26 protein-coding genes are annotated in these 25,528 nt (G+C 69.8%); 9 read left to right on the top strand and 17 right to left on the bottom strand.

All coding sequences use genetic code 11. From position 1 onward, the window contains the following. Positions 1-9 precede the first annotated feature (9 nt). From ACGG9C_RS08890 to ACGG9C_RS08875, 4 genes are all read right to left on the bottom strand, one after another. A complete protein-coding gene (locus tag ACGG9C_RS08890; protein ID WP_071045706.1) occupies positions 10-318 on the bottom strand; it encodes a helix-turn-helix domain-containing protein in 309 nt (102 codons plus the stop codon). A gap of 165 nt (positions 319-483) precedes the next feature. Next, positions 484-945 carry a CinA family protein gene (locus ACGG9C_RS08885; RefSeq protein WP_390178574.1) on the bottom strand — a complete coding sequence of 154 codons (462 nt, stop codon included), beginning with the start codon at positions 943-945 and terminating at the stop codon, positions 484-486. Beyond that, positions 942-1,508: a CDP-diacylglycerol--glycerol-3-phosphate 3-phosphatidyltransferase gene (gene pgsA / locus ACGG9C_RS08880; RefSeq protein WP_390178573.1), complete on the bottom strand. Its 567-nt coding sequence runs from the start codon at positions 1,506-1,508 to the stop codon at positions 942-944. Before pgsA ends, ACGG9C_RS08885 begins: the two co-directional genes overlap by 4 nt. Before the next feature lie 5 nt (positions 1,509-1,513). Then, on the bottom strand, positions 1,514-4,219 hold the full coding sequence (locus tag ACGG9C_RS08875; RefSeq protein ID WP_390178572.1) for a DNA translocase FtsK 4TM domain-containing protein: 2,706 nt from the start codon (positions 4,217-4,219) through the stop codon (positions 1,514-1,516). Between the two features lie 127 nt (positions 4,220-4,346). On the opposite strand from ACGG9C_RS08875, the gene ACGG9C_RS08870 reads away from it, so the two are divergent. The 3 genes from ACGG9C_RS08870 to ACGG9C_RS08860 are packed head-to-tail and all read left to right on the top strand — an operon-like array spanning position 4,347 to position 7,080. After that, a complete protein-coding gene (locus tag ACGG9C_RS08870; RefSeq protein WP_286721233.1) occupies positions 4,347-5,369 on the top strand; it encodes a sugar-transfer associated ATP-grasp domain-containing protein in 1,023 nt (340 codons plus the stop codon). Next, a complete protein-coding gene (locus tag ACGG9C_RS08865) occupies positions 5,366-6,034 on the top strand; it encodes an alanine racemase C-terminal domain-containing protein (protein WP_390178571.1) in 669 nt (222 codons plus the stop codon). The genes ACGG9C_RS08870 and ACGG9C_RS08865 overlap by 4 nt, the downstream gene beginning before the upstream one ends. Next, the gene (locus ACGG9C_RS08860) at positions 6,034-7,080 is read left to right on the top strand and encodes an alanine racemase (protein WP_390178570.1); all 1,047 of its coding nucleotides are present in this window, start codon (positions 6,034-6,036) and stop codon (positions 7,078-7,080) included. Before ACGG9C_RS08865 ends, ACGG9C_RS08860 begins: the two co-directional genes overlap by 1 nt. Here the strand turns inward: ACGG9C_RS08860 and ACGG9C_RS08855 are convergent. Genes ACGG9C_RS08855 through thyX form a run of 4 tightly spaced genes read right to left on the bottom strand, consistent with a single transcriptional unit; the run spans position 7,067 to position 11,216 of the window. Next, positions 7,067-8,749: a ribonuclease J gene (locus ACGG9C_RS08855; protein ID WP_071045702.1), complete on the bottom strand. Its 1,683-nt coding sequence runs from the start codon at positions 8,747-8,749 to the stop codon at positions 7,067-7,069. The two genes, ACGG9C_RS08860 and ACGG9C_RS08855, sit on opposite strands and share 14 nt — an antisense overlap. Next, on the bottom strand, positions 8,746-9,723 hold the full coding sequence (gene dapA / locus ACGG9C_RS08850; protein ID WP_390178569.1) for a 4-hydroxy-tetrahydrodipicolinate synthase: 978 nt from the start codon (positions 9,721-9,723) through the stop codon (positions 8,746-8,748). The genes ACGG9C_RS08855 and dapA overlap by 4 nt, the downstream gene beginning before the upstream one ends. A 30-nt stretch (positions 9,724-9,753) precedes the next feature. Beyond that, entirely contained in the window at positions 9,754-10,515 is a 762-nt protein-coding gene (locus ACGG9C_RS08845; RefSeq protein WP_390178568.1) for an SDR family NAD(P)-dependent oxidoreductase, read from the bottom strand. Between the two features lie 2 nt (positions 10,516-10,517). Next, complete coding sequence (gene thyX / locus ACGG9C_RS08840; protein WP_390178589.1) at positions 10,518-11,216, bottom strand: FAD-dependent thymidylate synthase; 699 nt, start codon at positions 11,214-11,216, stop codon at positions 10,518-10,520. 138 nt (positions 11,217-11,354) lie between these two features. On the opposite strand from thyX, the gene ACGG9C_RS08835 reads away from it, so the two are divergent. From ACGG9C_RS08835 to ACGG9C_RS08820, 4 genes are all read left to right on the top strand, one after another. Then, a complete protein-coding gene (locus ACGG9C_RS08835; protein ID WP_071045699.1) occupies positions 11,355-11,792 on the top strand; it encodes a thioredoxin domain-containing protein in 438 nt (145 codons plus the stop codon). Next, a complete protein-coding gene (locus ACGG9C_RS08830; RefSeq protein ID WP_390178567.1) occupies positions 11,785-12,351 on the top strand; it encodes a DUF4395 domain-containing protein in 567 nt (188 codons plus the stop codon). Before ACGG9C_RS08835 ends, ACGG9C_RS08830 begins: the two co-directional genes overlap by 8 nt. Before the next feature lie 114 nt (positions 12,352-12,465). After that, positions 12,466-12,891, top strand: a complete 426-nt coding sequence (locus ACGG9C_RS08825; protein WP_194383388.1) for an OsmC family peroxiredoxin — start codon at positions 12,466-12,468, stop codon at positions 12,889-12,891. Beyond that, the gene (locus ACGG9C_RS08820) at positions 12,884-13,798 is read left to right on the top strand and encodes a TIGR01777 family oxidoreductase (protein ID WP_390178566.1); all 915 of its coding nucleotides are present in this window, start codon (positions 12,884-12,886) and stop codon (positions 13,796-13,798) included. The genes ACGG9C_RS08825 and ACGG9C_RS08820 overlap by 8 nt, the downstream gene beginning before the upstream one ends. Here the strand turns inward: ACGG9C_RS08820 and ACGG9C_RS08815 are convergent. Further along, complete coding sequence (locus tag ACGG9C_RS08815) at positions 13,795-14,241, bottom strand: hypothetical protein (protein WP_390178565.1); 447 nt, start codon at positions 14,239-14,241, stop codon at positions 13,795-13,797. The two genes, ACGG9C_RS08820 and ACGG9C_RS08815, sit on opposite strands and share 4 nt — an antisense overlap. Further along, positions 14,238-15,050 (bottom strand): 4-hydroxy-tetrahydrodipicolinate reductase, encoded by an 813-nt coding sequence (gene dapB / locus ACGG9C_RS08810; RefSeq protein WP_390178564.1) that lies wholly within the window; start codon positions 15,048-15,050, stop codon positions 14,238-14,240. The genes ACGG9C_RS08815 and dapB overlap by 4 nt, the downstream gene beginning before the upstream one ends. 61 nt (positions 15,051-15,111) lie before the next feature. Between dapB and ACGG9C_RS08805 the strand changes: the two genes are divergently transcribed. Next, positions 15,112-15,579: a GNAT family N-acetyltransferase gene (locus ACGG9C_RS08805; RefSeq protein ID WP_071045693.1), complete on the top strand. Its 468-nt coding sequence runs from the start codon at positions 15,112-15,114 to the stop codon at positions 15,577-15,579. Positions 15,580-15,600: 21 nt separating this feature from the next. Here the strand turns inward: ACGG9C_RS08805 and ACGG9C_RS08800 are convergent, their stop codons facing one another. From ACGG9C_RS08800 to ACGG9C_RS08780, 5 genes are all read right to left on the bottom strand, one after another. Next, complete coding sequence (locus tag ACGG9C_RS08800; RefSeq protein ID WP_071045692.1) at positions 15,601-16,203, bottom strand: histidine phosphatase family protein; 603 nt, start codon at positions 16,201-16,203, stop codon at positions 15,601-15,603. A 110-nt stretch (positions 16,204-16,313) separates the two neighbouring features. Then, complete coding sequence (locus tag ACGG9C_RS08795; protein ID WP_390178588.1) at positions 16,314-17,312, bottom strand: aldo/keto reductase; 999 nt, start codon at positions 17,310-17,312, stop codon at positions 16,314-16,316. A 244-nt stretch (positions 17,313-17,556) separates the two neighbouring features. Then, positions 17,557-19,833, bottom strand: a complete 2,277-nt coding sequence (locus tag ACGG9C_RS08790) for a polyribonucleotide nucleotidyltransferase (protein ID WP_390178563.1) — start codon at positions 19,831-19,833, stop codon at positions 17,557-17,559. 262 nt (positions 19,834-20,095) lie between these two features. Further along, positions 20,096-20,875, bottom strand: coding sequence for a fructosamine kinase family protein (locus tag ACGG9C_RS08785; protein ID WP_194383392.1), 780 nt, complete (start codon positions 20,873-20,875; stop codon positions 20,096-20,098). Between the two features lie 52 nt (positions 20,876-20,927). After that, positions 20,928-22,901: a GDSL-type esterase/lipase family protein gene (locus ACGG9C_RS08780; protein ID WP_390178562.1), complete on the bottom strand. Its 1,974-nt coding sequence runs from the start codon at positions 22,899-22,901 to the stop codon at positions 20,928-20,930. Between the two features lie 152 nt (positions 22,902-23,053). Between ACGG9C_RS08780 and ACGG9C_RS08775 the strand changes: the two genes are divergently transcribed. Further along, entirely contained in the window at positions 23,054-23,635 is a 582-nt protein-coding gene (locus tag ACGG9C_RS08775; protein ID WP_286721254.1) for a DedA family protein, read from the top strand. 6 nt (positions 23,636-23,641) lie between these two features. Here the strand turns inward: ACGG9C_RS08775 and ACGG9C_RS08770 are convergent, their stop codons facing one another. Both ACGG9C_RS08770 and ACGG9C_RS08765 read right to left on the bottom strand, forming a co-directional pair. Then, positions 23,642-24,295 (bottom strand): FMN reductase, encoded by a 654-nt coding sequence (locus ACGG9C_RS08770; RefSeq protein ID WP_286721256.1) that lies wholly within the window; start codon positions 24,293-24,295, stop codon positions 23,642-23,644. Between the two features lies 1 nt (position 24,296). Further along, positions 24,297-25,493 (bottom strand): LLM class flavin-dependent oxidoreductase, encoded by a 1,197-nt coding sequence (locus ACGG9C_RS08765; protein WP_071045686.1) that lies wholly within the window; start codon positions 25,491-25,493, stop codon positions 24,297-24,299. Between the last annotated feature and the right edge of the window lie 35 nt (positions 25,494-25,528).

Genomic DNA, 25,528 nt, shown 5'->3' with positions numbered 1-25,528 from the left:
GGAGGGCGGTCACCGCAGCGTCAGCTCGGCGTCGACGGAAGCGACGAGGTCGTCCGGGACCACGTCGGGGAACGTCTGCAGACCTTCGAGCACGGACAGGCGATCGCCCACCTCGCGCATGATCGTGGAGATCGGCACGTCGAGAGCCTCGGCCAGGGACGCGAGGATCTCGCTCGAGGCCTCCTTCTGGCCGCGCTCCACCTCGCTGAGGTAGCCGAGCGCGACACTGGCGCGACTCGCGACCTGACGGAGGGTCTGCCCCTTCTGCTGACGGAAGTCCCGCAGGACTTCCCCGATCTCCTGACGCACAAGGATCATGTCGGGCCCCTCCTCACTCGTGATTCCGATCGCCGGGTGCACCACAGTACAACACCGTGATGTCCAATCTAATCCCGGCCCCTTTGCATGAGGTGGGAATCACCGAATGTAACCGAAGGGAAACACCAGGCATTCCCGAACACCCTCGGCGAGCGTCGAATTCGGTCAGATCATCGACGTCGCGAGCGCGAGCGCGCGGACGACGCTTTGCCGACGGATCTGATCGCGCTCGCCCTGCAGCGAGAGCTCCTCGACACGGCGGCCGTTCGGCGACGCGACCGCGACATAGACCCGGCCTACGGGAGATTCGCCCTGTCGAGCGGGACCGGCGACGCCCGTCGTGGCCACGCCCACGTCGGCACCGAGCCGTCGACGCACTCCCTCGGCCATCGCGGCCGCCACCTCCGGATGAACCGGACCGTGCGCGGCGAGGAGATCACCGGCGACATCGAGGAGTTCCGCCTTGAGTTCGGTCGCATAGGCCACGACGCCACCGCGCACGACCTCTGATGCTCCCGGCACGGCGGTCAGCTCCGCGCACACCAGCCCGCCGGTGAGCGATTCAGCGGTGGCGAGGGACCACCCCCTCCGCCGCAGCGCCTCGACGAGCGTCGCCGCGTCGTTCATCGGCGGGGTCGGCGCGCTCCGCGCACCTCGGACACCACGTAGTCGACGCCGCTGGCGATCGTGAGGACGAGGGCAATCGCCATCGCGACGCCGTTGACCCAGAAGATCCCGTCGCCGACCACGGTCCACAGCGGCAGCAGAGCGAGCGCCAGCGCGACGCCCTGTGCCACCGTCTTGAGCTTTCCCATCCAGGCGGCGGCGAGAACATGGTCGCTCACGACGACGAAGCGATAGACCGTGATGCCGATCTCGCGGACCAGGATGACGATCGTCACCCACCACGGAAGCTCACCGAGAATCGAGAGCCCCACGAAGGCGAAGCCGGTCAGCACCTTGTCGGCGATGGGGTCGAGCAGCTTGCCGAGATCGGTCACGATGTCGTTCGCCCGCGCGAGGTGTCCGTCCAGACCGTCGGTCGCGATCGCGACGACGAAGAGGACCGCGGCCGCCCAGCGCAGACCACCGTCGGCGCCATCGTCGGCGAGGAGCATCCACAGGAAGACCGGCGCGCAGAGGATGCGCACGATCGTGATGGCATTGGGGAGCTGACGAGGAACGGCCATGGTCATCATTCTCGCCCGGTCAGGCCCCAGGCATCCTCATCCTCATCCACCTGGACCACCGGCTTGCCCTCGTACTGAGCCTCCAGCGGATCGGCCTCGTAGGGGTCAGCCGGCGCAGCGGAGGGCTTGGGGGTCTCTGCGGGTCCGTCCTCGCCCCGCAGGCGCGCGAGCACCCCCGGGAGCTGCTCGTTGGTGACGAGAACATCGCGGGCCTTCGAGCCCTCAGAGGGCCCGACGATCTCCCGTGACTCGAGCAGGTCCATCAGCCTCCCGGCCTTGGCGAAGCCGACACGCAGCTTGCGCTGGAGCATCGAGGTCGAACCGAACTGGGTCGACACGACCAGCTCGGCTGCGGCCAGGAGGAGCTCGAGGTCGTCGCCGATGTCGGCATCGACTTCCTTCTTCTCCACGGCCGCTTCGACGTCCGAGCGGTACTCGGGGCGAGCCTGATTGGTCACGTGCGAGACGACCTTCTCGATCTCGCTCTCGCTGACCCACGCGCCCTGCACACGGAGGGACTTCGAGGCTCCCATCGGCAGGAAGAGCCCGTCGCCCTGGCCGATGAGCCGATCGGCCCCCGGCTGGTCGAGGATGACGCGCGAATCGGTCACGCTCGTGACGGCGAAGGCGAGGCGCGACGGCACGTTGGCCTTGATGAGGCCCGTCACGACATCGACGCTCGGTCGCTGCGTCGCGAGCACGAGGTGGATGCCGCTCGCGCGGGCCAGCTGCGTGATGCGGACGATGGAGTCCTCGACGTCGCGCGGTGCGACCATCATGAGATCGGCGAGCTCATCGACGACGACCAGCAGATAGGGATAGGGCTTCAGCACGCGCTCGCTGCCCTCGGGCAGTTTCACCTCACCGGCGACGACGGCCTTGTTGAAATCGTCGATGTGGCGGAAGCCGAAGGAGGCGAGGTCGTCGTAACGCATGTCCATCTCCTTCACGACCCACTGCAGCGCCTCGGCCGCCTTCTTGGGATTCGTGATGATGGGCGTGATCAGGTGGGGAACCCCGGTGTAGGAGGTCAGCTCGACCCGTTTCGGGTCGATCAGCACCATGCGCACATCGCTGGGCTTCGCACGCATCAGCAGGCTCGTGATCATGGAGTTCACGAAGCTCGACTTGCCCGAGCCGGTGGATCCGGCGACCAGCAGGTGAGGCATCTTCGCGAGGTTGGCCACCACGAAGCCGCCCCCGACGTCCTTGCCGACGCCGATGGTCATCGGATGCGTCGATTGGACGGCCGTCTGCGAACGCAGCACGTCACCGAGGGTGACGATCTCCCGGTCGGTGTTCGGGATCTCGACACCGATCGCTCTCTTGCCCGGGATCGGCGCCAGGATGCGCACCTCGTTCGAGGCGACGGCATAGGCGATGTTGTTGGTGAGCGCGGTGATGCGCTCGACCTTCACGCCCGGCCCGAGCTCGATCTCGTACTGCGTGACGGTCGGGCCGCGCGAGAAGCCGGTGACGGTCGCGTCGACCTTGAACTGTTCGAAAACGCCCGTGATGGCGGCGACGACCGCATCGTTCGCCTCGGACCGCGACTTGTGGGGCGTCCCCTGGGCGAGTGCGGTGACGGACGGCAGGCGATACGGCGCGCTCGGCTGGTCCCGCGGCGCGTCGCCGCCGATGCCGGACAGGCCGGGCAGATCATCATCCGACTCGCTGTCGGCGTCGTCGCGCAGCGACGTCTGCGAGCCCGACGCGGACAGTCCGGCCAGCGACACCGGATCGATGACCTCGGTGACCGCGTCGTCGGCGGGGCGGGGCATCGTCGTCGGCTCCGGTGCCGGCGGCTGGATCGCCTTCTCGAAGCCGCCCTCGGGCGCGCCCGGCGCGAGCAGCTCGGTGAGGTCCTGGGATCCGAGCTCTCCGTCGGCGTCCTTCTCACGGCCGCTCTTGTTCCGCCGCCACCAGGGCACACCATCGTCGGAGCCGTCGCCGTCGCCGTCGGCGGCGTCGCCGTCGTCTGTGAACCGCGGCGATCCCGCCTCGGTGCGCTCGGCGCCGAACATCCACGCATAGAGGTCGCCGAGACGTCGGCCAATGCGGTTCGGCGGGGTCTTGGTCAGGATGAGCACGCTCAGCAGCGTCAGAACGCCGAGCACGATGCATCCGCCGACGTCGGTGAGCAGCATCGCGAGCGGCTCGCCGATCATCCACCCGAAGACGCCGCCGGCGCCGCTCAGGGCCGGGAGCCCCTCACGCGGCTGCGGCCGTCCGCCGGCGATATGGCAGAAACCGGCGATGGTGACCACGAAGAGGCCGAAGCCGATGCCGATACGGCCGTTGTCGTGCACCGAGGACGGGTGGCGGAACATCCACCCCGCGAGGAACACCAGGAGCACCGGCATGACGAACGCGACGCGCCCGACGAGGCCGCCGACGGAGTAGGCGCTGATGGCGGCGCCCGCCTCGGTGCCGATGAAGAACCACTCCACGACCGCACCGATCACCGCGAGGAGGACGAGCAGGAGCGGCAGGCCGTCACGGCGCTGGTCCTTCTCGAGCGTCTCCGGACCGAACGCCCGGAACAGGCCTCCGACCCCGTGGGCGAGTCCCATCCACGCGCGCACGGTCAGAGCCGGCTTGTCCTCGTCTCCCACGTAGCGCGTGGGCGTCGGGTCGGGCTTGCGGGCGCGCGTCGAGGAGCCCTTCCCGGGCGCCCGCCCGCGCGAGGTGGAGGTGGAGCTCTTGGCCATGCGATCCACGGTAGGCGAGGGCGCCGACGTTCCCCGGGAGCGACTCGGCGGTGCACAGGCACCGCGCCGCGCGGGCGATTAGGCTCTGCGGGGAGAGTTTCCCGTCCCGCCCATCGAGAGAGAACGAATGGCATCGCGCAGTCTCGGCCTCCGGTCGCATGTGAACTACCTCGTCTACCGCGTCCGCAACCTCAACGCCGGATCCGTCGTCGAGCGTGCGCGCGAGGTCTCTCGACAGTTCGGCAAGCCCGTCGCGACGGTGGTCGCGGACATGTACTGGCAGGCGGCGTTCCACAAGGTCGGCTTCCAGGACTACGTCGACTACGACTTCGCCATGCTCACCCGCGCCGAGCGCAAGACGTTCATGACGCATCCGATCTCGAACGCGATCTCCCAGAAGTACGACCACCCGGACTACCGGCACCTCTTCCACGACAAGTTCGCGTTCGTGCGCGAGTTCTCCGATCTTCTCGGCCGCGACTGGATGATGCTCGACGCCGGCAACGCCGACGAGCTCGCGGCGTTCATGGCGACGCACCCCACGATCATCACCAAGCGCCAGACCGGCCAGGCGGGCTCGGCCATCACCCGCTACACGATCGACGACGTCGACGACGCTGCGGCCTTCCACCGCGGACTCCTCGAGCGCGGTGAGCTGCTCATCGAGGAGAACATCGTGCAGCACCCCGACCTGGCCGCCGTCTGTCCCGGCACCGTCAACTCGACGCGCATCGCGGCCTTCTTCGACGGTGAGAAGACCCACATCCTCGCCATGGCGCAGAAGTTCGGGCGCGGACAGGCCGCCGACCAGATGGACTTCGGCGGCTTCTACACGATGCTCGACGAGCACGGCAAGGCGATGGGCGACGGATACGACTCGCACGGCCACGTGTGGGAACGACACCCCGACACCGGATTCCCGATCGCCGAGTTCCGCCTGCCGATGCTCGAGGAGGCGCTCGACCTCATCGATCGCGCCGCGCGCGTCGTTCCGCAGGTGCAGTACGTCGGATGGGATGTCGCGATCACCGAGAAGGGTCCCGTGCTCATCGAGGGCAACTGGGGCACGGGTGTCTACGAGATCAAGCCCTCGGTCCTCGGCCGCCGCACCGGTCACCGCCCGCGCTACCGTGAGGTGATCGGCTTTTGACGCCGGCCGGGCTCTCGGTCGAGGTCTCCGACGGGGCCCTCGTCACCGGCGCCCGAGCCGCGGCCGCCGCCGGCATCGTCGTCGACCTCCGTCGCGACGCCTGGGGCCATGGCATCGACGCCGGAGTGCGGGCCCTGCTGGCCGCGGGGGTCGACCGGGCGTGTGTGGAGCCCGCCGACGCCCCCCGCCTGCGAGCGGCCGGGCTCCACGGGGTCGCGCCGCACGGGGATTCCGCGGTCTTCTATGGGCTCTCCGCGGGCGCCGACCCCGCGATGCACGCTTCATCGTGCATCCTCTCGACGAAACCGCTCCGGGCGGGCGAAGGCGTCTCGTACGGGTACACCCACCGTGCAGCCGCCGACACCTGGATCGGGCTCGTCGCCGGCGGCTACGGGCAGGGCGTGGCCCGAGCGCTCGGAAACCGCATCTCGGTCTGCGTCGAGGGCCGGATGTGCCCGGTCGTCGGTCGCATCGCCATGGACGTATGCGTGGTCGACCTCGGGCCCGACGGCTCGTCCGTCGTCCCCGGAGCGCCCGTCTCGCTGTTCGGAGGCGACGGCCCGGCTCGGCGCAGCCTCGACAGCTGGGCCGAGGCGACGGGGTGGACGCGGGCGGAGCTGGCCGGGGTGATCGGCGCGTGCGTGCCGCGACGGAGCGTGGCCTGATGCCCGCGCGCCTCGCGGTCGATCTCGACCGCCTCCGCGAGAATCTGGCCACGGTGCGCCGCACCGTCTCCCCCGCCGAGACGCTCTTCGTGGTCAAGAACGATGCCTACGGGCACGGTCTCGAGCCCGTCGCGGAAGCGGCCTCGGCGGCCGGGATCGACTGGTTCGGATCCTTCGACATCGACAGTGGACTGCGCGTGCGCCGCGTGGTCGGCGGCGGTTCGCGCATCTTCGCGTGGACGACGATCCTCGACGCCGACTCGCTGCAGGGTGCCGCCGACGCCGACCTGGATCTCGGCGTCGGCGACGCCGCCTACCTGGAACGGATCATCGCCGCGGATCGGCACCTGCGTGTGCATCTGAAGGTCGACACCGGCCTGCATCGCAACGGCGTGCGCCCGGAGGAGTGGTCGGATGTCGTCGCACGCGCCGCACGGGCGGAAGCCGACGGACGCATCCGCGTCGTGGGCCTGTGGACCCACATCGCCGAGACCAGTGACGCCGACGACGACGCCTCGCGTGCCCTGTTCCTCGATGCGGTCGCGATCGCTCGCGCGGCCGGCCTCACCCCGGACGTGCGGCACCTTGCGGCGAGCGCGGCCGCGTTCGCCCGTCCGGAGTTCCGCGATGATCTGGTGCGTGTCGGCGCCTTCGGATACGGCATCCGCTCCGCGGGCGGCCCGGATCTGCCGGGCATCTCGCCGGCCGCGACGCTCGTCGCCGACGTGATCGACGTGGCCGGGGACCGGGTGGTGATCGACATCGGATCGCTCGACGGCGTCCCGTCGGCCCTCGGCGGCCGCGTGACCGTCGGCACCGACGCCGGCGCGCGCCGCCTGCTGACGGTCGACGGCGCGACCTCGACCGTCGCCGGATATCCGGGCGCGCGCGTCGAAGACCGCGTGTACATCTTCGGGCAGGGAGCGCACGGCGAGCACAGCGCTACGACCGTCGCGGAATCGATCGACACGGTCGGCGAGGAGCTCCTCGTGCGCCTGCGCCCGGGGCTGGAGCGGTCCTACACCGGGGCGATCACGCCTCGATGACCAGCGGAACGATCATCGGACGACGCCGCAGACGCTGATTGACCCAGCGTCCGATCGTCCGCCGCACCACCTGCGACAGCGCGTGCTGGTCTCGCACTCCCGACTGCGCCGCTTCGGCCAGCGCGGCGGCGATCTTCGGCTTGACGTCTTCGAAGACCTTGTCGTCCTCGGCGAAACCGCGCGCGTGGATCTCCGGACCGCTGATGATCTTGCCCGTCGCGGCATCGACGACGACGATCACGGAGATGAAGCCCTCCTCGCCCAGGATGCGACGGTCCTTCAGGTCGGCGTCGGTGATCTCGCCGACCGACGAGCCGTCGACGTAGACGAAGCCGAGATCGAGCTGACCCACCGCGAGCGCCTCGCCGTCGCGAAGATCGATGACCGTGCCGTTCTCGGCGAGCAGCGTGCGCTCGGCGGGAACGCCCGTGTCCTGGGCGAGTTTGGCGTTGGCCATCAGGTGGCGGTATTCGCCGTGGATCGGCAGGACGTTGCGCGGGCGCAGGATGTTGTAACAGTAGAGCAGCTCGCCTGCCGCTGCGTGGCCGGACACGTGCACCTTGGCATTGCCCTTGTGCACCACGTTGGTGCCGAGCTTGGTGAGACCGTCGATCACGCGGTACACGGCGTTCTCGTTGCCCGGGATGAGGCTGGAGGCGAGGATGACGGTGTCGCCGGGGCCGGGCTCGATCTCGTGATCGAGGTTGGCCATGCGGCTGAGCACGGCCATCGGCTCACCCTGCGAACCGGTCGACATGTAGACGATCCGGTCGTCGGGGAGATCGCGCGCCTTCTTGTAGTCGATGAGCACACCGGAGGGCACCGTGAGATAGCCCAGCTTCTCGGCGATGGTCATGTTGCGCACCATGCTGCGTCCGAGGAGGGCGACGCGCCGGCCGTGGGCGTGGGCGGCATCCAGCACCTGCTGCACGCGGTGCACGTGGCTGGAGAAGCTCGCCACGATCACGCGGCGCGGCGCCTTGCCGATGACCTGGTCGAGGACCGGCCCGATCTCCCGCTCCAGCGGGGTGAACCCGGGCACGTCGGCATTCGTGGAGTCGACCATGAACAGATCGATCCCCTCCTCGCCGATACGTGCGAAGGAGCGCAGGTCGGTCAGGCGCCCGTCGAGCGGGAGCTGGTCCATCTTGAAGTCGCCCGTGGCCAGAACGGTGCCGGCGACCGTGCGGATGGCCACGGCGAGCGCATCCGGGATGGAGTGGTTGACGGCGATGAACTCGAGGTCGAACGGACCCACCTGCTCGCGCTGGCCCTCGGCGACCGTGAGGGTGTAGGGCTTGATGCGGTGCTCTTTGAGCTTCGCCTCGGTCAGCGCGAGGGTGAGCCCGGATCCGATGATCGGGATGTCTCCCTTGAGCTTCAGGAGGTAGGGCACGGCGCCGATGTGGTCTTCGTGGCCGTGGGTGAGCACCACCCCGACGATGTCGTTCAGGCGCGACTTGATCGGCTCGAAATCGGGCAGGATGAGGTCGACACCCGGCTGATGCTCCTCGGGGAACAGCACACCGCAGTCGACGACGAGCAGCTTGCCGTCGATCTCGAAGACGGTCATGTTGCGACCGACCTCCCCGAGACCCCCGAGCGGGATGACGCGGAGCGTGCCCTTCTCGAGTGCGGGCGGCATGGCGACCGACGTGGGAGGGGTCATCGGGTGGTCCCCGAGACCTTCGGGAGCGCTCCGCCGGCGGCGGCGTTGCGGTCGGGGCGGAAGTTGCGGAACTCCGCACCGTCGACTCCGCTCACCAGCGCGAGCTCGTCTTCGATCATGGCCGCCTCCCATTCCTCCGGGCCGACCAGCGGCAGGCGCACGCGAGGGCTGGAGATGCGTCCCAGGCCGTGCAGGATGTACTTCGCCGCGACCGTCCCGGGAACATGCGTCATCACCGCTCGCACGAGAGGCTCGAGGGTCTGATGCTGCGCCGTCGCGGTGGCGAGGTCGCCGGCGTTGACGGCATCGACGATTGTGCGGTAGGGCGCCGGAGCGATGTTGGCGGTGACCCCGATGAGTCCGCTGGCGCCGATCGACAGGTGCGGCAGGACATTGGCGTCGTCGCCCGAGAAGTACATCAGGTCGGTCTGATTGAGCACCCGGCTGACCTCGCTGAAGTCTCCCTTGGCGTCCTTCACGGCGAGGATGTTCGGGTGCTTGGCCACGCGGAGGAGCGTCTCGTAGGCGATCGGCACGCCGGTGCGGCCCGGGATGTCGTAGAGGATGACCGGCAGATCGGTGGCGTCGGCAACGAGCCGGAAGTGGGTCAGAATGCCGGCCTGGGTGGGCTTGTTGTAGTACGGCGTGACGATCATGATGCCGTCGGCACCGGCCTTCTCACTGGCCTTGTACAGCTCGATCGCGTGCGCGGTCTCGTTGGAGCCTCCGCCGGTGATGATCTTGGCTCGACCGGCCGCGACGTCTTTGCCGACCTCCACCAGACGCAGCTTCTCCGCGTCGGTGAGGGTCGAGGTCTCCCCCGTGGTGCCGGTCACGACGACCCCGTCCGCACCGGCGGACACGACGTCATCGATGTGCTTCTCCGTCGCCGGCCAGTCGACCTCTCCGTCGGCCGTCATCGGGGTGATGAGGGCTACGAGCACCTGGCCGAAGGGATTGGCGTCGAGCGTCATGCCTCCAGGCTATCGTCTCGCGGCGTCCGCTCAGCGACCGCGCGTGCCGACGCTCGCGCCGAGCGATGCCGGCAGGAGAGCAGCCACGCGCGCGAGCGCCTGGTAGCGCAACGACGGAATCGAGACCCCGCGTCCCTTCGCGGCGGCGCGCAGTGACGCGGTCACGACCTCGCGCGCGTCCAGCCACATCCACCCGGGCACGCCCTCGCGCCCGGGAGCCAGCCCCATCCGCTCGTGGAAGCCGGTGTGCGTGAAGCCCGGGCACACCGCGGTCACCGTCACGCCACGCGCCGCGTAGGCGGCGTTCGCCCAACGACTGAAGTCCACCAGCCAGCGCTTGCACGCCCCGTAGGTCGACCGCGGCAGATAGGCGGCGACGGATGCGACGTTGACGATGCGGCCGTGACCGCGCGCGAGCATGCCCTCAAGAGCGGCGTGGCACAGACGAAGCGGCGCTTCGACGTGGACGCGCAGATGATCGACCTCGCGTGCGACGTCGTTCGCCGCGAAGTCGAGAGGGAGACCGAAACCGGCGTTGTTGACCAGGAGCTCGACCGGCGCATCGGCGGCCGTGAGCCGCGCGACGACCCGATCCACCTCGTCGGAGACGGCGAGGTCGGCGCTGACCACCTCCACCTTTACGCGGTGGCAGGCACGAATGGCTCCGGCGACCGCGTCGAGCGCCTCGAGATCCCGCGCGACGAGCACGAGGTCGGCGCCGCGCGCCGCGAGCTGGCGCGCGTATTCCGCACCGAGTCCCGAGCTTGCTCCGGTGATCAGCGCCGTGACCATGGTTACGGCGCCACGCGTCCGTTGGCGTTGAACGACGCGTGGGTCAGCGGCATGAGTTCACGCCACTGCGCCTCCATCTGCTCGGCGCACATCTCGATCTCCCGCTGGGGGAACGACGGGAAGTGCGTGCCCTCGACCTTGGTGCGCAACGAGAGGAAATTCATCAGCGCACGGGCGTTCATCGTCACGTACATCGACGAGTAGATGTTCAGCGGGAGCACGATGCGCGCCACCTCGCGGGCGACCCCGGCCTCCAGCATGCGCTGATACGCCTCGAACGCCTGCACACTCGCAGCACGCGTGGCCTCGTCGACCAGGGCGAACTGCTCGTCGTTGCCGGGAAGGAACTCATACGCTCCCGGCCGGCCGACCTGCACCAGGTTGCGCTCGCGAGCAGGCACGTAGAACACCGGCCGAAGCTCGCGGTAGCGTCCGGACTCCTCGTTGTACGACGCGATGCGATGCCGCATGAACTCGCGGAAGACGAAGATGGGCGCCTGCACGTAGAAGGTCATGGAATTGTGCTCGAACGGCGAGCCGTGGCGATCCCTCATCAGGAACTTCACGAGACCCCGGTCACGACCCGAGGCCTCCTCGCCGCTCTGCGCGGACTCGAGCGTCTGCTCACCCTGCGTCGACACGCGTGCCGCGAACAGAACGTCGGAATCCGAGGCGCTCGATCTGACGAGATCGACGGTCATGTCACTGCGGAACTGGATGTCGGCGTCGGTCACCGTGCCACCCTACCCGCGCCGCGCCGGGTCGCCGTGTTACGACGGTGGTCGCGTTCGCACCGGATTCGGCCTCCCGCGGCGCGCGAACGTCTAGCCTTGTCGGTTGTGGACATCCTGGCCTCCCTCCTCGGCGTCGCTGTGCTGATCGCCGTCACCGCCGGCATCGGAATGCTCGTGCGCGCCCGCCAAGGTCGCCTCCGTCGCGGCGTCGCACACGAGGTCATCCAGCCGCGGCGCCTGGGGGCCGACAGCCTCGGCGAGCGCGCGACGCTGCTGCAGTTCAGCACCGAGCTGTGCGCCAAGTGTCCCGGCGTGCACCGCACGCTCTCGCAGATCGCCGAAGCACGCGACGGCGTCCGCCACCTCGACATCGACCTCACTCACCGTCCGGACATCGCCAAGCACTTCCACGTGCTGCAGACGCCGACGACGCTCATCCTGGACGCCCGCGGCGCCGTGCAGTCGCGCGTGGGCGGCGTGCCGAACCGTCACATGCTCGAGCTGGAGCTGGCGCGCCTGACGGGGAGCAGCGCCCATGTCTGACACAGGCATCGACCCGCGCGGCCCTCGTTTCGCCGCCGCCATCACCTCGCTTCTGCTGCTGATCGACGTCTTCCTCGCGTTGAGGGGACTCGCGACGCAGCGAGCCGGCGAATGGTTCGCCTATCAGCCCCTGGCCGCGGCGGCGTTCACGCCCGACGCAGGGTGGGCGATTCAGGAGGCGAGCCTCGCGCAGCGCGCTCTGGACCCGGCGTTCCTCCTGCTGATCGTGATCGCCCTTCTCTTCCTGTGGGGCGTGATCGCGCCGCGCACCGCGCCGTGGAGCGTGCTGTTCCGCCGCGTGATCGCGCCGCGTCTGCCGAAGCCCACCGAACGCGAGGACCCGCGCCCACCGCGCTTCGCCCAGGGCGTCGGCCTCTTCGTCTCGGTCATCGGTCTCGCGCTGCACCTCGCCGGTGTGCCGTGGGCACTGCCCGTTGCCGCATCGCTCGCGTTCGCGGCCGCTTTCCTCAACGCCGTCTTCGGGCTGTGCCTCGGCTGCCAGCTCTACCTCGTGCTCCAGCGGGCGGGCTTCGTGGGGCGCGAGCGCCCCGCGGTCTGACCGACCCGCCGCACGCCAGCTGTCAAGCCGTCGCGGACGGCTGAGCGCCCCGTTAGGCTGACGGCGTCCGCCACCGGCGGATCATCCGTCACCGCCACGAGGAACAGGGGCATCATGACCGTCACGAGCGAAGCGACCACCGCCTGGAAAGGCTCCCTCACCGACGGCGAAGGCACCGTCTCGCTGGTGTCTTCCGGGGCTGCTTCCCTCCCGGTGAACTGGAAGGCGCGCAGCGAGGGATCCACGTCGACCACCACGCCGGAGGAGCTCATCGCCGCCGCGCACGCTTCGTGCTTCAGCATGGCGCTCTCCCACGCACTCGCCGGGAACGGCACCCCTCCGGAATCGGTCGACACGACCGCATCGGTCACGTTCCAGCCCGGCACCGGCATCACCGGCAGCCACCTCAACGTCAACGCGGTCGTGCCCGGACTGGATGCGGACGCGTTCGCCCGCATCGCCGAGGAGGCGAAGACCGGATGCCCCGTGTCACAGGCCCTCGCCGGGATCGACATCACGCTCGAGGCGACGCTTGCCTGATTCTTCACCGGGTCGCATCGTCATCGGGGGCGCGAGCGGACTGATCGGGCGAGCGCTCGTGGACGACCTGCGCGCCGACGGCCACGAGGTCGTCCGCCTCGTGCGTCGCACCGCCACGGCTCCCGACGAGGTGGAATGGCTCACGGACACGCGCCCGCTCGATCCCGACGTGCTCGCCGGCGCTCGCGCCGTGGTCGGCCTCGGCGGCGCGAGCATCGGACGCCTTCCGTGGACGCGGTCGTACCGCAGCACTCTGCTCTGGTCGCGGATCACCCCGACCCGCGCCCTGGCCCGAGCCGTGCGAGAGCTCGGCGACGACGCCCCCGCGTTCCTGTCGGCCTCCGCCGTCGGGTACTACGGAGCGTTTCCGCCGGGCGACGTCGACGAGACGACGCAGCGCGGCGAGGGTTTCCTCGCGGATGTATGCGGCGAGTGGGAGCACGCCGCACTCGGGGCCGGTGATCGCGCGCGCGTGTCGCTGCTGCGCACGGCGCCCGTCGTGCACCCGGAGGGCGTCTTGAAGCCGCTCATGCTCCTGACCCGCCTCGGTCTTTCCGGTCCGATCGGTCGCGGGACGCAGGTGTGGCCGTGGATATCACTGCAGGACGAGGTGCGCGCCATCCGCCACATCCTCGACACCGGGATTCTCGGCCCGGTCAACCTCACGGGGCCGACCCGAGCGACCGCGAACGATCTGGGCTTCGCCCTGGCGGTGCGTATGAATCGCCCGTATCTGCTCCGGGCACCCGCCTGGGCGCTGCGCGCCGCACTCGGCCGCGATGCTGTGGAGGCGCTGCTCACAACCGATGCGAACGTCGTTCCGGCCGCTCTGGAGGCATCCGGCTTCTCCTTCACCCATTCGACGGTCGAAGCCGCTGTCGCAGCCGCGCTGGCGGAGGCTGATTAGCGCCGACTGTCCGCCTCGAGCGTGATGGCCCGTCGCACAGCCTCCCTGGCGCGCCGCCGGTCCCCCGACGCGTCATAAGCCAGTCCGAGGCGATACCACGCGCGCCAGTCGTCCGGGCTGGCCGTCACCTCGTCCCGATATCGCGGGAAGACGGCGTCGGCATCCTCGCGCAGCACACGACCGCTCGGTCGCACCCCCACCGCATCCTCGGGGAGGTCGTGTTCGGCTTCGAGCCGCAGACCGAGCTGCTGGGCACGCCATCCGAACCACAGTTCGCGTCCGAGCGCCCACACCGCCACCACGGGCAGCACGATCAGCGCCACGCCCATCGTGATGCCGACGGGATCGCCGGTGCCGAGCAGCAGCACCGCGCGCCATCCCACGAGCGCGATGTAGAGCGCCAGCAGGACCGCCATGACGACGACCCCGATCTTGACGCTCATGCTCCGGTTGTGCGCGCCACCTGGCCGGGCACTCCACCCTCGTCGACCGGGGGCCCGCCACCGGAATGCGGGGTGCGGATGCCGATGTCGAGGAAGCTGTCGAGGCCGATCACGACGCCCCGGCTCACGATCGCGTTCCGAAGGGCCAGGCGGATGCCGGGGGCATAGGCGCGTGCCGGCTCGATCGTGTCGTGGGTGATCGTCAGCGACTCCCCCGGGCCCGAGAGCACGACGTCCTGCTTGGCCACCACACCCGGGCGACGCAGCGAGTGGATCGGGACGCTCGCCACCCGCTGCCCGCGAGCGCGCTGATCGACGTGCGGGGACTCGACCGGGCCCACCGCACTCCGCGCCGCCGCGACGAGCTCGGCCGTGCGCACGGCGGTGCCGCTCGGAGAGTCGACCTTGGACTCCCGGTGCGCCTCGACGATCTCGATCGAGGGGAAGAAGGGTGCCGCGGCGCTGGCGATAGCCGACCCGATGACGGAGCCGAGCGAGAAGTTGGGAATGAACACGGCGCCGGTGCCGGCCGCATCCACCAGGGGCCGCACGAGGGCGATGCGCTCGGCTGACCACCCCGACGTGCCCACGAGCACGTTGATCCCGCGCTCGACGGCCCCGCGCACCACGTCGATCGACACCGCCGGGGTGGACGCATCGACGACGAGGTCGGCGCCGTCGATCTCGTCGATCTCGGAGCGGGAGGTGAGCACGGCGTGCTCGACATACGCGTCGTCGGCGTTCACGATGTCGCGGATGATGCCGCCCAGCTTGCCGGTCCCGCCCACGATGGCCACGCGCGTCGTCATGTCTCCACCGTAGCCCGCCCGCACCTCCCGGGCGCGCACGCGCACCGACTACTCTTCAGGGATGCTCCGCATCACCGCCGAACCGGTCGACTCCGAGGTGTCGCGCATGCTGCTCTCGGAATACTTCGACGCGCGCGCGGCATCCTTCCCGTCTCGCACCTACACCCGCTCGTCGCCGGACGCCGCGATGTTCACGGCGCCGGCGGGTGTCTTCGTCGTGGCCGCGGACGAGGACCACCCGGTCGGCTGCGGCGGCATCCGCCGGCTCGAAGAGCAGGGCGACGCGATGCGCTACGAGGTCAAGCATCTCTACCTCCGTCCCGAGACGCGGGGCCGAGGGTGGGGCCGGGCGCTGATGGAGGATCTCGAGCGTCGCGCACGTGCGTTCGGCGCAGACGAGCTGGTCCTCGATACCCATCACACCCTGGATGCCGCCGCCGGGCTCTACGCCGCCACCGGGTTCTCCGCCATCCCGGCCTACAACGACAACCCGAACGCGACGCGCTGGTACGGCAAGGCGTTGTCCTGACGGCGAGCCGCCCCGCGCCGGTCAGACGGGATGGGTCTCGGGGAGGCCGGTGCGCAGCTCGACCGGAAGGTGGGCGAGGTCGTTGTGTGTCAGCAGCATCCACGGGCGGCCCTGCTTCTGAGCGATCACCGTCAGACCGCAATGGGCCTGATTGAGGGTCATCCACTTCCACTCCGGAGCCTGCAGGATCTCGCGCACGAACCACGCGATGACGGTGTTGTGCGTGATGATCAGCTCGTGGACGTCGCCGCTTCGACGGCGAAGGAATTCACTCACGGCGTCCGCCATCTGGGCTCGCCCGGCGTCGATCTCCGCGTCGGTCACGCCGCCGAAGAAGGGTTCGAAGACCGCGGGCGTGTCGGGCGTCATGCCCGTCGGTACGCAGTCGAACAGGAGGGCCGAGGGCTGCGGCGACAGCGAAGGCATGCGCTCGGCGAACGCACGCGCGGTCTCACTCGCACGCTCGAGGGGCGAATGCCACACGCTGTCGAACGGCACTCCCGAGAGCCGGTCCGCGAGGGCCGCTGCCTGTCGACGACCGCGCGGTGACAGCGGTCCGTCGACCAGTCCGTGCTCGGCATCCTGGTGCTCGCCATGTCGCACGAGGTAGATGTAGTGCGTCACGTCACTCGCTCCATCGGGATGTCATCGGGCGCCCCTTCGGGCGCCCTTCCACCCTATGTCACGGCCTCTTCGCCCTCGCCCGCCGGGCGGCGCGTCGGCGATGCCGATCCTCAATCGGCGGCGCGGGCGATCTCTGCCAACTGGGCCCGGCTGAGATGCACGCCGACGCCCTGCATGAGCTCCTCGACGTGCTGCGCCGCATACGCGTTGACGATCGGCGCGCTCACCAGCTTCTGCGCGAGCAGCCACGCGACGGCCACGGCGGCATCCGGAACGCCCAGCTCCGCCCCCACCACGTCGAGCGCGCGGAGCGTGCGCGTTCCACGACGGTTCAGACTCGCCGCCAGCTGCGCACCGCGCACCGACAGCGCCCCCTTGGACCGGGTGCGGTGACGACCGGCGAGGAATCCGTGCTCGAGCGCGTGAGACGGCGTGACCGCCAATTGCTGCGCCCCGGCGATCAGCCGCAGGTCCTCGTCGAACTCGTGGCGGCGGAGGATGTTGAAGGGCACGTCGAGCACGTTCAGCCGTGGGAAGCCGGCGGACGCGAGGATGCGCGCCTCGATGAGCTGCGTCGCGGTGTAGCCGATCGCGCCGAGCGCTCGCGCCTTGCCGGTGTCGACGAGCCACTCGGCGGTCGCCAGCGTGTCTTCGAGCGCGGTGGCCGAGTCGGCGGTCGCGTCGAGGTAGATCAGATCGATGCGGTCGGTGCGCAGTCGGCCGAGCGAGGACTCCACCGCGCGGACGAGGTCGACCGGCCCGAGCCCGGGATTGTCGGGATGGCCGCCGATGCGGACCGCCAGCACCATGTCGTCACGCAGGCCGCGGGAGTGCATCCACTGGCCGATGATGTGCTCGCTGCGTCCTCCGGAGAAACTGTCGGCCGTGTGCACGGCGTTCCCGCCGAGCTCCGCGTACGCATCGAGGATGTCGTGGCTGGACTCGAGATCGACGTTCCACCCGAACTCGGATCCGCCGAGAATGAGCGGGAAGATCTCGAGACCGGTCTCACCGAGCCTCTCCCGGAGCCCGGTCGCGACCCCCGGTCCCTGCACCGGGATCGGCGCGGACGGGTGGTGTCCGCGGGATGTGTGGGAGCCGGCGGCCATCGCCGCAGCGTTTCCCCCGAAACCCGCGTTCGCTCCGATCACCGACATCCCACACCCCCTCGCGAATCTCGAGGCGGGCACCCGCCCCTCGCACCCCCCGGCACGTGATTCGAGGGTACGGCAGCGGCGCGCAGGATCGTTGCTCCCAGGCGACGTGGCGGTGAACTATACATAACGCTTTCATCACGGTCAATGGCGAATGCCCGCCCCCGGATGGGGACGGGCATTCGCTGCGGGAAGCGGATCAGCCTTCGGCAGGAGCCTCCGGGCCGGGGTTGGCCGCAGCGCGGCCTTCCTGGTCGGCGTCCTCGAGAACCGGCTCGAGCGACAGCTTGCCGCGGTCGTCGACCTTGGTGATGCGCACGAGGAGCTTCTGCCCCACCGACACGACATCCTCGACGTTCTCCACGCGCTTGCCCCCGGCGAGCTTGCGGACCTCGCTGACGTGCAGCAGGCCGTCCTTGCCGGGCAGAAGCGAGATGAACGCACCGAAGGTCGCGATCTTCACGACCGTACCCAGGAACTGGTCGCCCACCTCGGGGTTGGTCGGGTTGGCGATCGCGTTCACCTGTGCACGCGCGGCTTCGGCCGACGGACCGTCGGTCGCGCCGATGTAGACGGTGCCGTCCTCCTCGATCGAGATCTGTGCGCCCGTCTCGTCCTGGATCGAGTTGATCGTCTTGCCCTTGGGGCCGATCAGCTCACCGATCTTGTCGACCGGGATCTGCACGCTGATGACGCGCGGCGCCGTCGGTGCCATCTCGTCGGGAGCGTCGATCGCGCTGTTCAGCACGTTCAGGATCGTCAGACGCGCATCCTTCGCCTGGGTGAGCGCCGCCGAGAGCACCGACGACGGGATGCCGTCGAGCTTCGTGTCGAGCTGGATGGCCGTGACGAACTCGCTCGTTCCGGCGACCTTGAAGTCCATGTCACCGAGAGCGTCTTCGGCACCGAGGATGTCGGTCAGCGCGGCGTAGCGCGTCTGGCCGTCGACCTCGTCGGAGACGAGACCCATTGCGATGCCGGCGACGGGCGCGCGCAGCGGCACGCCCGCGTTCAGCAGCGAAAGCGTCGAGGCGCAGACCGAACCCATCGACGTCGAGCCGTTCGAGCCGAGCGCCTCGGACACCTGACGGATCGCGTATGGGAAGTCCTCCCGGCTGGGCAGCACGGGCACGAGTGCGCGCTCGGCCAAGAAGCCGTGGCCGATCTCGCGACGCTTCGGGCTGCCGACACGGCCGGTCTCGCCCGTCGAATACGGCGGGAAGTTGTAGTGGTGCATGTAGCGCTTGCTGGTCGTGGGCGACAGCGAGTCGATCTGCTGCTCCATCTTCAGCATGTTCAGCGTGGTGACGCCCAGGATCTGGGTCTCGCCGCGCTGGAAGATCGCCGAACCGTGCACGCGCGGGATGACCTGCACCTCGGCGTCGAGCGGGCGGATATCGGCCAGTCCGCGACCGTCGATGCGCACACCCTCGGTCAGGATCCGGCTGCGGACGATCAACTTGGTGACCGACTTGTACGCGGCGGAGAACTCCTGCGGCGCGGTGGCCGGAAGCTCGCCCGACTCGGTCGCGGCGATCAGCTCGGCCTTGACGCGGTCCTTGATGGCGTCGTCGGCGTTCTGGCGCTCCTGCTTGTCGGCGATCTGGTAGATCCCGACGAGCTCGTCGTACGCACGGGCAGCGACGAAGTCGTAGGTCTCCTGGGCGTATGCCGGGAAGACCGGGTACTCCTGGATCTCCTTGGCCGCGGTGGCGGCGACCTGGCTCTGCGCCTGGACCAGCTGGGTGATGAACGGCTTCGCCGCCTCGAGCCCGGCTGCGACGACCTCCTCCGACGGCTTGGTCGCGCCGCCGCGGATGAGGTTCCAGCTGTGCTCGGTGGCCTCGGCCTCGACCATCATGATGGCCACTTCGCCGTCGGGCAGCACCCGGCCGGCGACGATGAGGTCGAACACGGCCTCGTCGAGCTGCTCTGCCTTCGGGAAGGCGACCCACTGGTCGGCGTTGTCGCCCTGGCCCGGGATGAGCGCCAGGCGCACACCCGCGATCGGCCCGGAGAACGGCAGACCCGAGATCTGAGTGGACAGCGATGCGGCGTTGATCGCGAGGGCGTCGTAGAACTCCCCCGGCGCGATCGAGAGCACGGTCACCACGATCTGGACCTCGTTGCGCAGACCCGAGACGAACGACGGGCGAAGCGGCCGGTCGATGAGGCGGCACACGAGGATCGCCTCGGTCGAGGGGCGTCCCTCACGACGGAAGAACGAGCCGGGGATCTTGCCGGCCGCGTAGGAGCGCTCTTCGACGTCGACGGTCAGCGGGAAGAAGTCGAAGCCTTCGCGCGGGTGCTTGCCCGCGCTGGTGGCCGACAGGAGCATGGTCTCGTCGTCCAGGTAGGCGGCGACGGAACCCTGCGCCTGCTGGGCGAGGCGCCCGGTCTCGAACCGGACGGTGCGAGTGCCGAAGCGGCCGTTGTCGAGAACGGCTTCGGCGGCGGTGATTTCAGGACCTTCCAAGAGGTCTCTCCTTCTTTGTTTAGACTCGCGGGCGCGTTTCGCCGGCGAGATCGTGCGAAGGAGCAGGAACAGGCAGATCTCAGCGCGCGGCGACGCCGCGTTCGCGCCAGCACTGGTCACCAGTCGAAGATCACCGATCGCCTGATCGGGAACCCACCACAGGGGACCAGCTTCCTGCCGGCCTGCTCCGTGAGCTCATATGGAATTGAGCGGCTGCCACGGGGGCAACCTCGACGAGCCTACCAGCGCGCCGGCGTGCGACCTAGGAACGCCCGGACAGCGCCAGCGTTCGGCGAGCCGCGTCGACCAGCGCGGCGCCGTACGCCGGCCCGTGGCCCACTGCGTGCACGGCCAGCGGATGAAGCTGGTGAACCGGGATGCGCTGGACCCATCCCTCCCGGAGCGGGTGGGTGAGCCGGTAGCCCTCGATCACCTCCTGAAGGTGGGAGCAGCCGAAGAGCTCGAGCATCGCCAGATCGGTCTCACGATGGCCCCCGTGAGCGGCCGGATCGATGAGCACGACCCCGTCGGGCGAGAACAGCACGTTGCCGTTCCAGAGGTCGCCGTGCAGACGAGACGGCGGATCGTCGTCGTCGAACACACCGTCGGCGATCACCGCGCACGCCCGCTCGACGAGCGGCACGTCGTCCGCGGCGAGGTTGCCCGCGTCGACCGCGGGGCGGAGGAACACCTCGACGCGGTCTCGGGCGTAGAACGCACCCCAGCTGCGCTCGGCGGACGCGGGCTGGGCGAGCCGGCCGATGTAGAGCGGACCGTCCCACCCGTTCGGCGGCGCGCCGAAGGCGGCAGCTCCGGCGTCGTGCGTGCGGGCGAGAGCTCTGCCGAAGGCCCGGGCCGCATCACGGTCGGCAGGCGCGGTGGCGACGCGCTCGAGACGGATGCGCCCTGCGGCGACCTCGATCACCCTGGCGACGCGTGCTCCGCCCCGTTCCTCTGCCTCGCCCAGCCAGCGGAGCCCCGCCGCCTCGGCCTCGAAGAATCGCGCCGGCGCATCCGCCTTCTCCTTGACGACCTCTCGCATTCGACCATGCAATCACAGCCGCTCCGGCGAGAGGCCGCCGCTGTCAGCCGGGTCAGGGGGCGGGCTGGCGGTCGCGCGCGCCGGTGCCGCCGCGGCCGATGTCGACGAGGCCCGAGTGCTTGGCCAGCAGGCCGTCGCCGGCCGTGCGGCCGCGCAGCCGACGCCAGATCCAGGGCAGCGCGTCGCGTCGGAACCAGGTGCCGGTGAGCACCGGGTCGTTGTCGGCGTGCAGGGCCGCATCCAGACCGCCGAGGGTCTCGGCGTCGGGAACCCCGAGCGCGTCGGCGGCACGATACGCGACGAAGCGGTGCCCCCGGCTGCGCAGGTGGACCTTGTCGGCGGCCCACATCTCCAGGTCGCCGATCGCGGGGAGCGCTTCGAGGTCGAGCAGGATCGCTCCGGTCTCCTCGGCGATGCGCCGGAGCTCCGAGTTGAAGGCGGCGAAGCGCTTGGCGAAGAGCAGCGCGACGCGACGGCGAGGAAGGAACGGCGTGACCAGCAGAACGTCGGCGCCGGCCGTGCGAAGGGCGCGCACCGCCACCTCCACCTCACGGGCGAGGCCGACGGGGTGCCCCTTCCGCGCGACCAGGTCGTTGGACCCCATGAGGATCGAGACGAGGTCCGGCTTCATCGCGAGCGCCTGCGGCAGCTGCTCCTCGGTCAGATGACGCACCCGACGGCTTCGGACAGCGAGGTTGGCGTAGTGGAAGGGACCCGCCCCTCCCCCTGCGTAGGCCAGCAGCTCGGCGAGGCGATCGGCCCACCCGCGGTACTCGCCGGCGGCCATGCGCGAGGAGTCGCACAGGCCCTCGGTGAGCGAGTCGCCGAGCGCGACGAAGCGCTGCCACCTCGGCGCGGCACGGGTCTCGAGCGGGGCCCACGGCCGCATAGCCGCTCGCGCGAGCAACGCGTCGTCGATGCGACGAAGGCGCCGCGCATCCTCGTAGTGTGCTTCGAGGCGTCCGACCATCGCCTCCCACGACCGCTCGCGCACCGACTCGTGGGCGGCAGCGGCGAAGGCCAGACGCTTGGAATCGTCGCCGGTGAGGTCCGACACGCGCGTGCGCAGGTCGTCGAGATCACCGGGTCGATACAGCCAGCCGTCGATGCTCGAGCGGACGAGGTCCACGGGTCCTCCCACGCCGGTCGCGACGACCGGAACGCCGCTGGCGAGTGCCTCCTGGATGGTCTGCCCGAAGGTCTCGCTCTCGCCCGGGTGCACGAAGACGTCGAAGCTCGCGAGCGCCTCACCGAGCGCGTCACCCGTGAGATGCCCGGTGAACACCGCTCCCGGCAGCGCCCGCTCGAGAGCGGGTCGCGAGGGTCCGTCGCCGACGATGACGAGGCGTACACCGGGGAGGTCGGCGAGCGCACGCAGGTCCTCGACCTGCTTCTCGGGCGCGAGACGCCCGACATAACCGACAATCGTCTTGCCGGGTGCGACGCGCTCCCGCCACGGATCGCTTCGCCGGGCAGGGCTGAAGCGATCCGTGTCCACGCCGCGCCCCCACCGTCGAACCCTGTCGACCCCGAGGCCGGCCAGCTGCGTCATCGACGACGTCGACGGCGCGAGGTTGAGCGTGGCCCGCCGGTGCAGGCGCGTGATGTGCGCGGCCACGAGGGACGTCGCGTGGGGAAGACCGTACCGCTGTGCGTAGGCGATCACGTCGGTCTGGTACACGGCGACCGTCGGGATCTTCAAGGCGTCGGCCGCGGCGATGCCCTGCCAGCCGAGGACGAACGGGGAAGCGAGGTGGACGACATCGGGATCGAACTCGCGCAGCAGTGCGGCCAGTGTCGCTGCTCGAGCGAAGACCACGCGCACGTCGGGATAGGAGGGCAGGGGGACCGAGCGCATGAGCGCCGTGCGGGCGCCGTGCAGGTCGGCGTCGACCTCGCCGGCCTTCGGAGCGGTGACCAGCGTCTCATGTCCGTGGTCGGACAGGTGGCGCAGGACGTGGAGGACAGACCCGGTCACACCGTTCATGTGCGGGAGGAAGGATTCCGCAAGGATCGCGACTCTCACGACTCCAGGGTGAGGCTCGCAGCCCGCGACATGAGACGTTCCCCGCGGTCGTCGCCGACTGTTCACCCGATGCACCTCGGCATGTCACCCGGCCGTCGGCGTTCCGTCGCCGTTCACCGGCGCCTGGTAGTTCTTCGCGCATGCTCGACGACATGCTGACGTCCCTCGCCGCGAGCCCGTGGGCTCTGCCGCTGCTGTTCGCGGTGGTCATCGGCGACGCGTTCCTCGTGATCGTCCCCGGTGAGGCGTCGGTGACCGCGTTCGGAGCGCTGGGAGTCTCGACCGGGCAGCCGCCGGTGTTCGCCGTCGTGCTCGTCGCCGCGGCTGCGGCATTCGCCGGCGACGCCATCCTGTATGCGGTCGGCCGCTTCTCCACCATCGAGCGTCGCCGATGGATGCAGACGCCCCGCGTGCGCTCGGCGATGTCGTGGGCTCACGCACGCCTCGACCGCAGCATGGCGGTGATCGTCTTCACCGCACGATTCATCCCCTTCGCTCGCCTCGCGGTGAACCTCACCGCGGGCGCCACCCGCGTGTCCGCGCCGCGGTTTCTCACGGTGGCGGCGATCGCTGCCACCGGCTGGGCGTCGTATCAGGCGTTCGTCGGCGCCGTGGTGGCGCTGCTGGTGCCGGGGGGACCCGTGATCGCGGTCGTCGTGTCCGTCGCGATCGCGCTCGCCCTCGGCGTCGCCGTCGATGTCATCCTGGCGGCGCGACGGCGAGCGGCGCCGTGATGAACCTCACTCGCCGGCGAGACCTCCCAGGAGGTGACCGAAGGAGCGTCCTTCACCGAGGTAGGTCGCCGGGTCGAACGGATCGGCCGAGCGAGCGACCGGTCGCGACGCGATGGCCTCGGCGAACTCCGTGGCCCCTCGGGTGATCCGACTCGACAGGGACGCCGCGTTCCCGTCTGCTCCGCCCCAGTCCCCCGATGCGGCGAACACGCCGGTCGACACGGGCTGGGTGTGCAGGTACGCGAACACGGGTCGGATGGCGTAGTCGATCGCGAGGGAATGGCGCGGCGTGCCGGCATTGGCTCCGATCAGCACGGGCTTGCCCGTGAGCGAGTCCGGGTCGAGCACATCGATGAACGATTTGAACAGGCCGGAGTAGCTGGTGGAGAAGATCGGGGTCACGGCGATGAGCGCATCGGCCGACACGACCGCGTTGATCATCGCCTCGAGCTTCGGAGGCGCGAAGCCGGTCAGCAGGTTGTCCGTGATGTCGTGGGCGTGGTCTCGCAGCTCGAACGTGTCGACGTCGACGGGGATCTCCCGCGAGCGCAGCTGCTCCACCGTCGCGCGTGCCAGGCGATCGGCGAGCATGCGGGTCGAGGACGGGTTGGACAGGCCGGCGGAGACGACGGCGATGCGGCGCGGGAGGGTGTCGGTCATCTCACGCCCCCTGTCGTGCCGCAGCGGCGCCGAAGGACGAGCCCGCCGCCGCGGGGACGTCCCGGTAGGGGCTCGGGCCCGAGAGGTTGTCGCCCCGGTTCGCGCGAGGCCGGGCCTCGCGGGCTCCCCCGGCCGCGGCGACGCGTGCCGCGTGCGTGGGAGCGTCGGGCACGGCGGCGGGTCGGTTCTCGGCCAGTTCCCGGCGCAGGACGGGCACGACCTCCCCGCCGAGGATGTCAAGCTGCTCGAGCACCGTCTTCAGGGGCAGACCCGCGTGATCCATGAGGAACAGCTGGCGCTGGTAGTCGCCGTAGTGTTCGCGCATGCTCGCGTACCGGTCGATGACCTGCTGCGGCGACCCGACGGTCAGCGGCGTCATCTGGCTGAAGTCCTCGAGCGAGGGACCGTGCCCGTAGACGGGGGCGTTGTCGAAGTACGGGCGGAACTCGCGCACGGCATCCTGGGAGTTGCTGCGCATGAACACCTGGCCGCCGAGCCCGACGATGGCCTGCTCGGGGCTGCCGTGGCCGTAGTGGGCGTACCGCTGACGGTAGAGCGCGATGAGCCGCTGATAGTGCTCCTTCGGCCAGAAGATGTTGTTGGCGAAGAACCCGTCACCGTAGTAGGCGGCCTGTTCGGCGATCTCCGGCGTGCGGATCGACCCGTGCCACACGAACGGCGCGACGCCGTCCAGCGGTCGGGGGGTGGAGGTGAAGCCCTGCAGCGGCGTGCGGAACTGACCTTCCCAGTCCACGACGTCTTCGCGCCAGAGCTTGTGCAGCAGCGCGTAGTTCTCGATCGCGAGCGGGAGTCCCTGGCGGATGTCCTTGCCGAACCACGGATAGACCGGCCCGGTGTTCCCGCGGCCGAGCATCACGTCGGCGCGGCCGCCCGAGACATGCTGCAGCATGGCGAAGTCCTCGGCGATCTTGACCGGGTCGTTCGTCGTGATGAGGGTCGTCGCGGTCGAGAGCACGAGGCGCTCGGTCTGCGCCGCGATGTAGGCGAGGGCCGTCGTCGGCGACGACGACCAGAACGGCGGGTTGTGATGCTCGCCCAGCGCGAAGACGTCGAGCCCGACGTCTTCGGCGTGACGGGCGATCGTCAGTGTCGCGCGGATCCGCTCCGCCTCGCTGGGGGTCCGACCGGTCGTCGGGTCCTCGGTGATGTCGCTCACCGTGAAGATGCCGAACTGCATTCCAGGCCACGTGGTGTCGTCCACGATCTCTCCGA

Source organism: Microbacterium sp. MTN4-26, assembly GCF_042846595.1.
Classification (GTDB): Bacteria; Actinomycetota; Actinomycetes; order Actinomycetales; family Microbacteriaceae; genus Microbacterium; species Microbacterium luteum.
The sequence above is the reverse complement of the archived record's forward strand: the minus strand, read 5'-3'. Positions and strand labels throughout refer to the sequence as shown.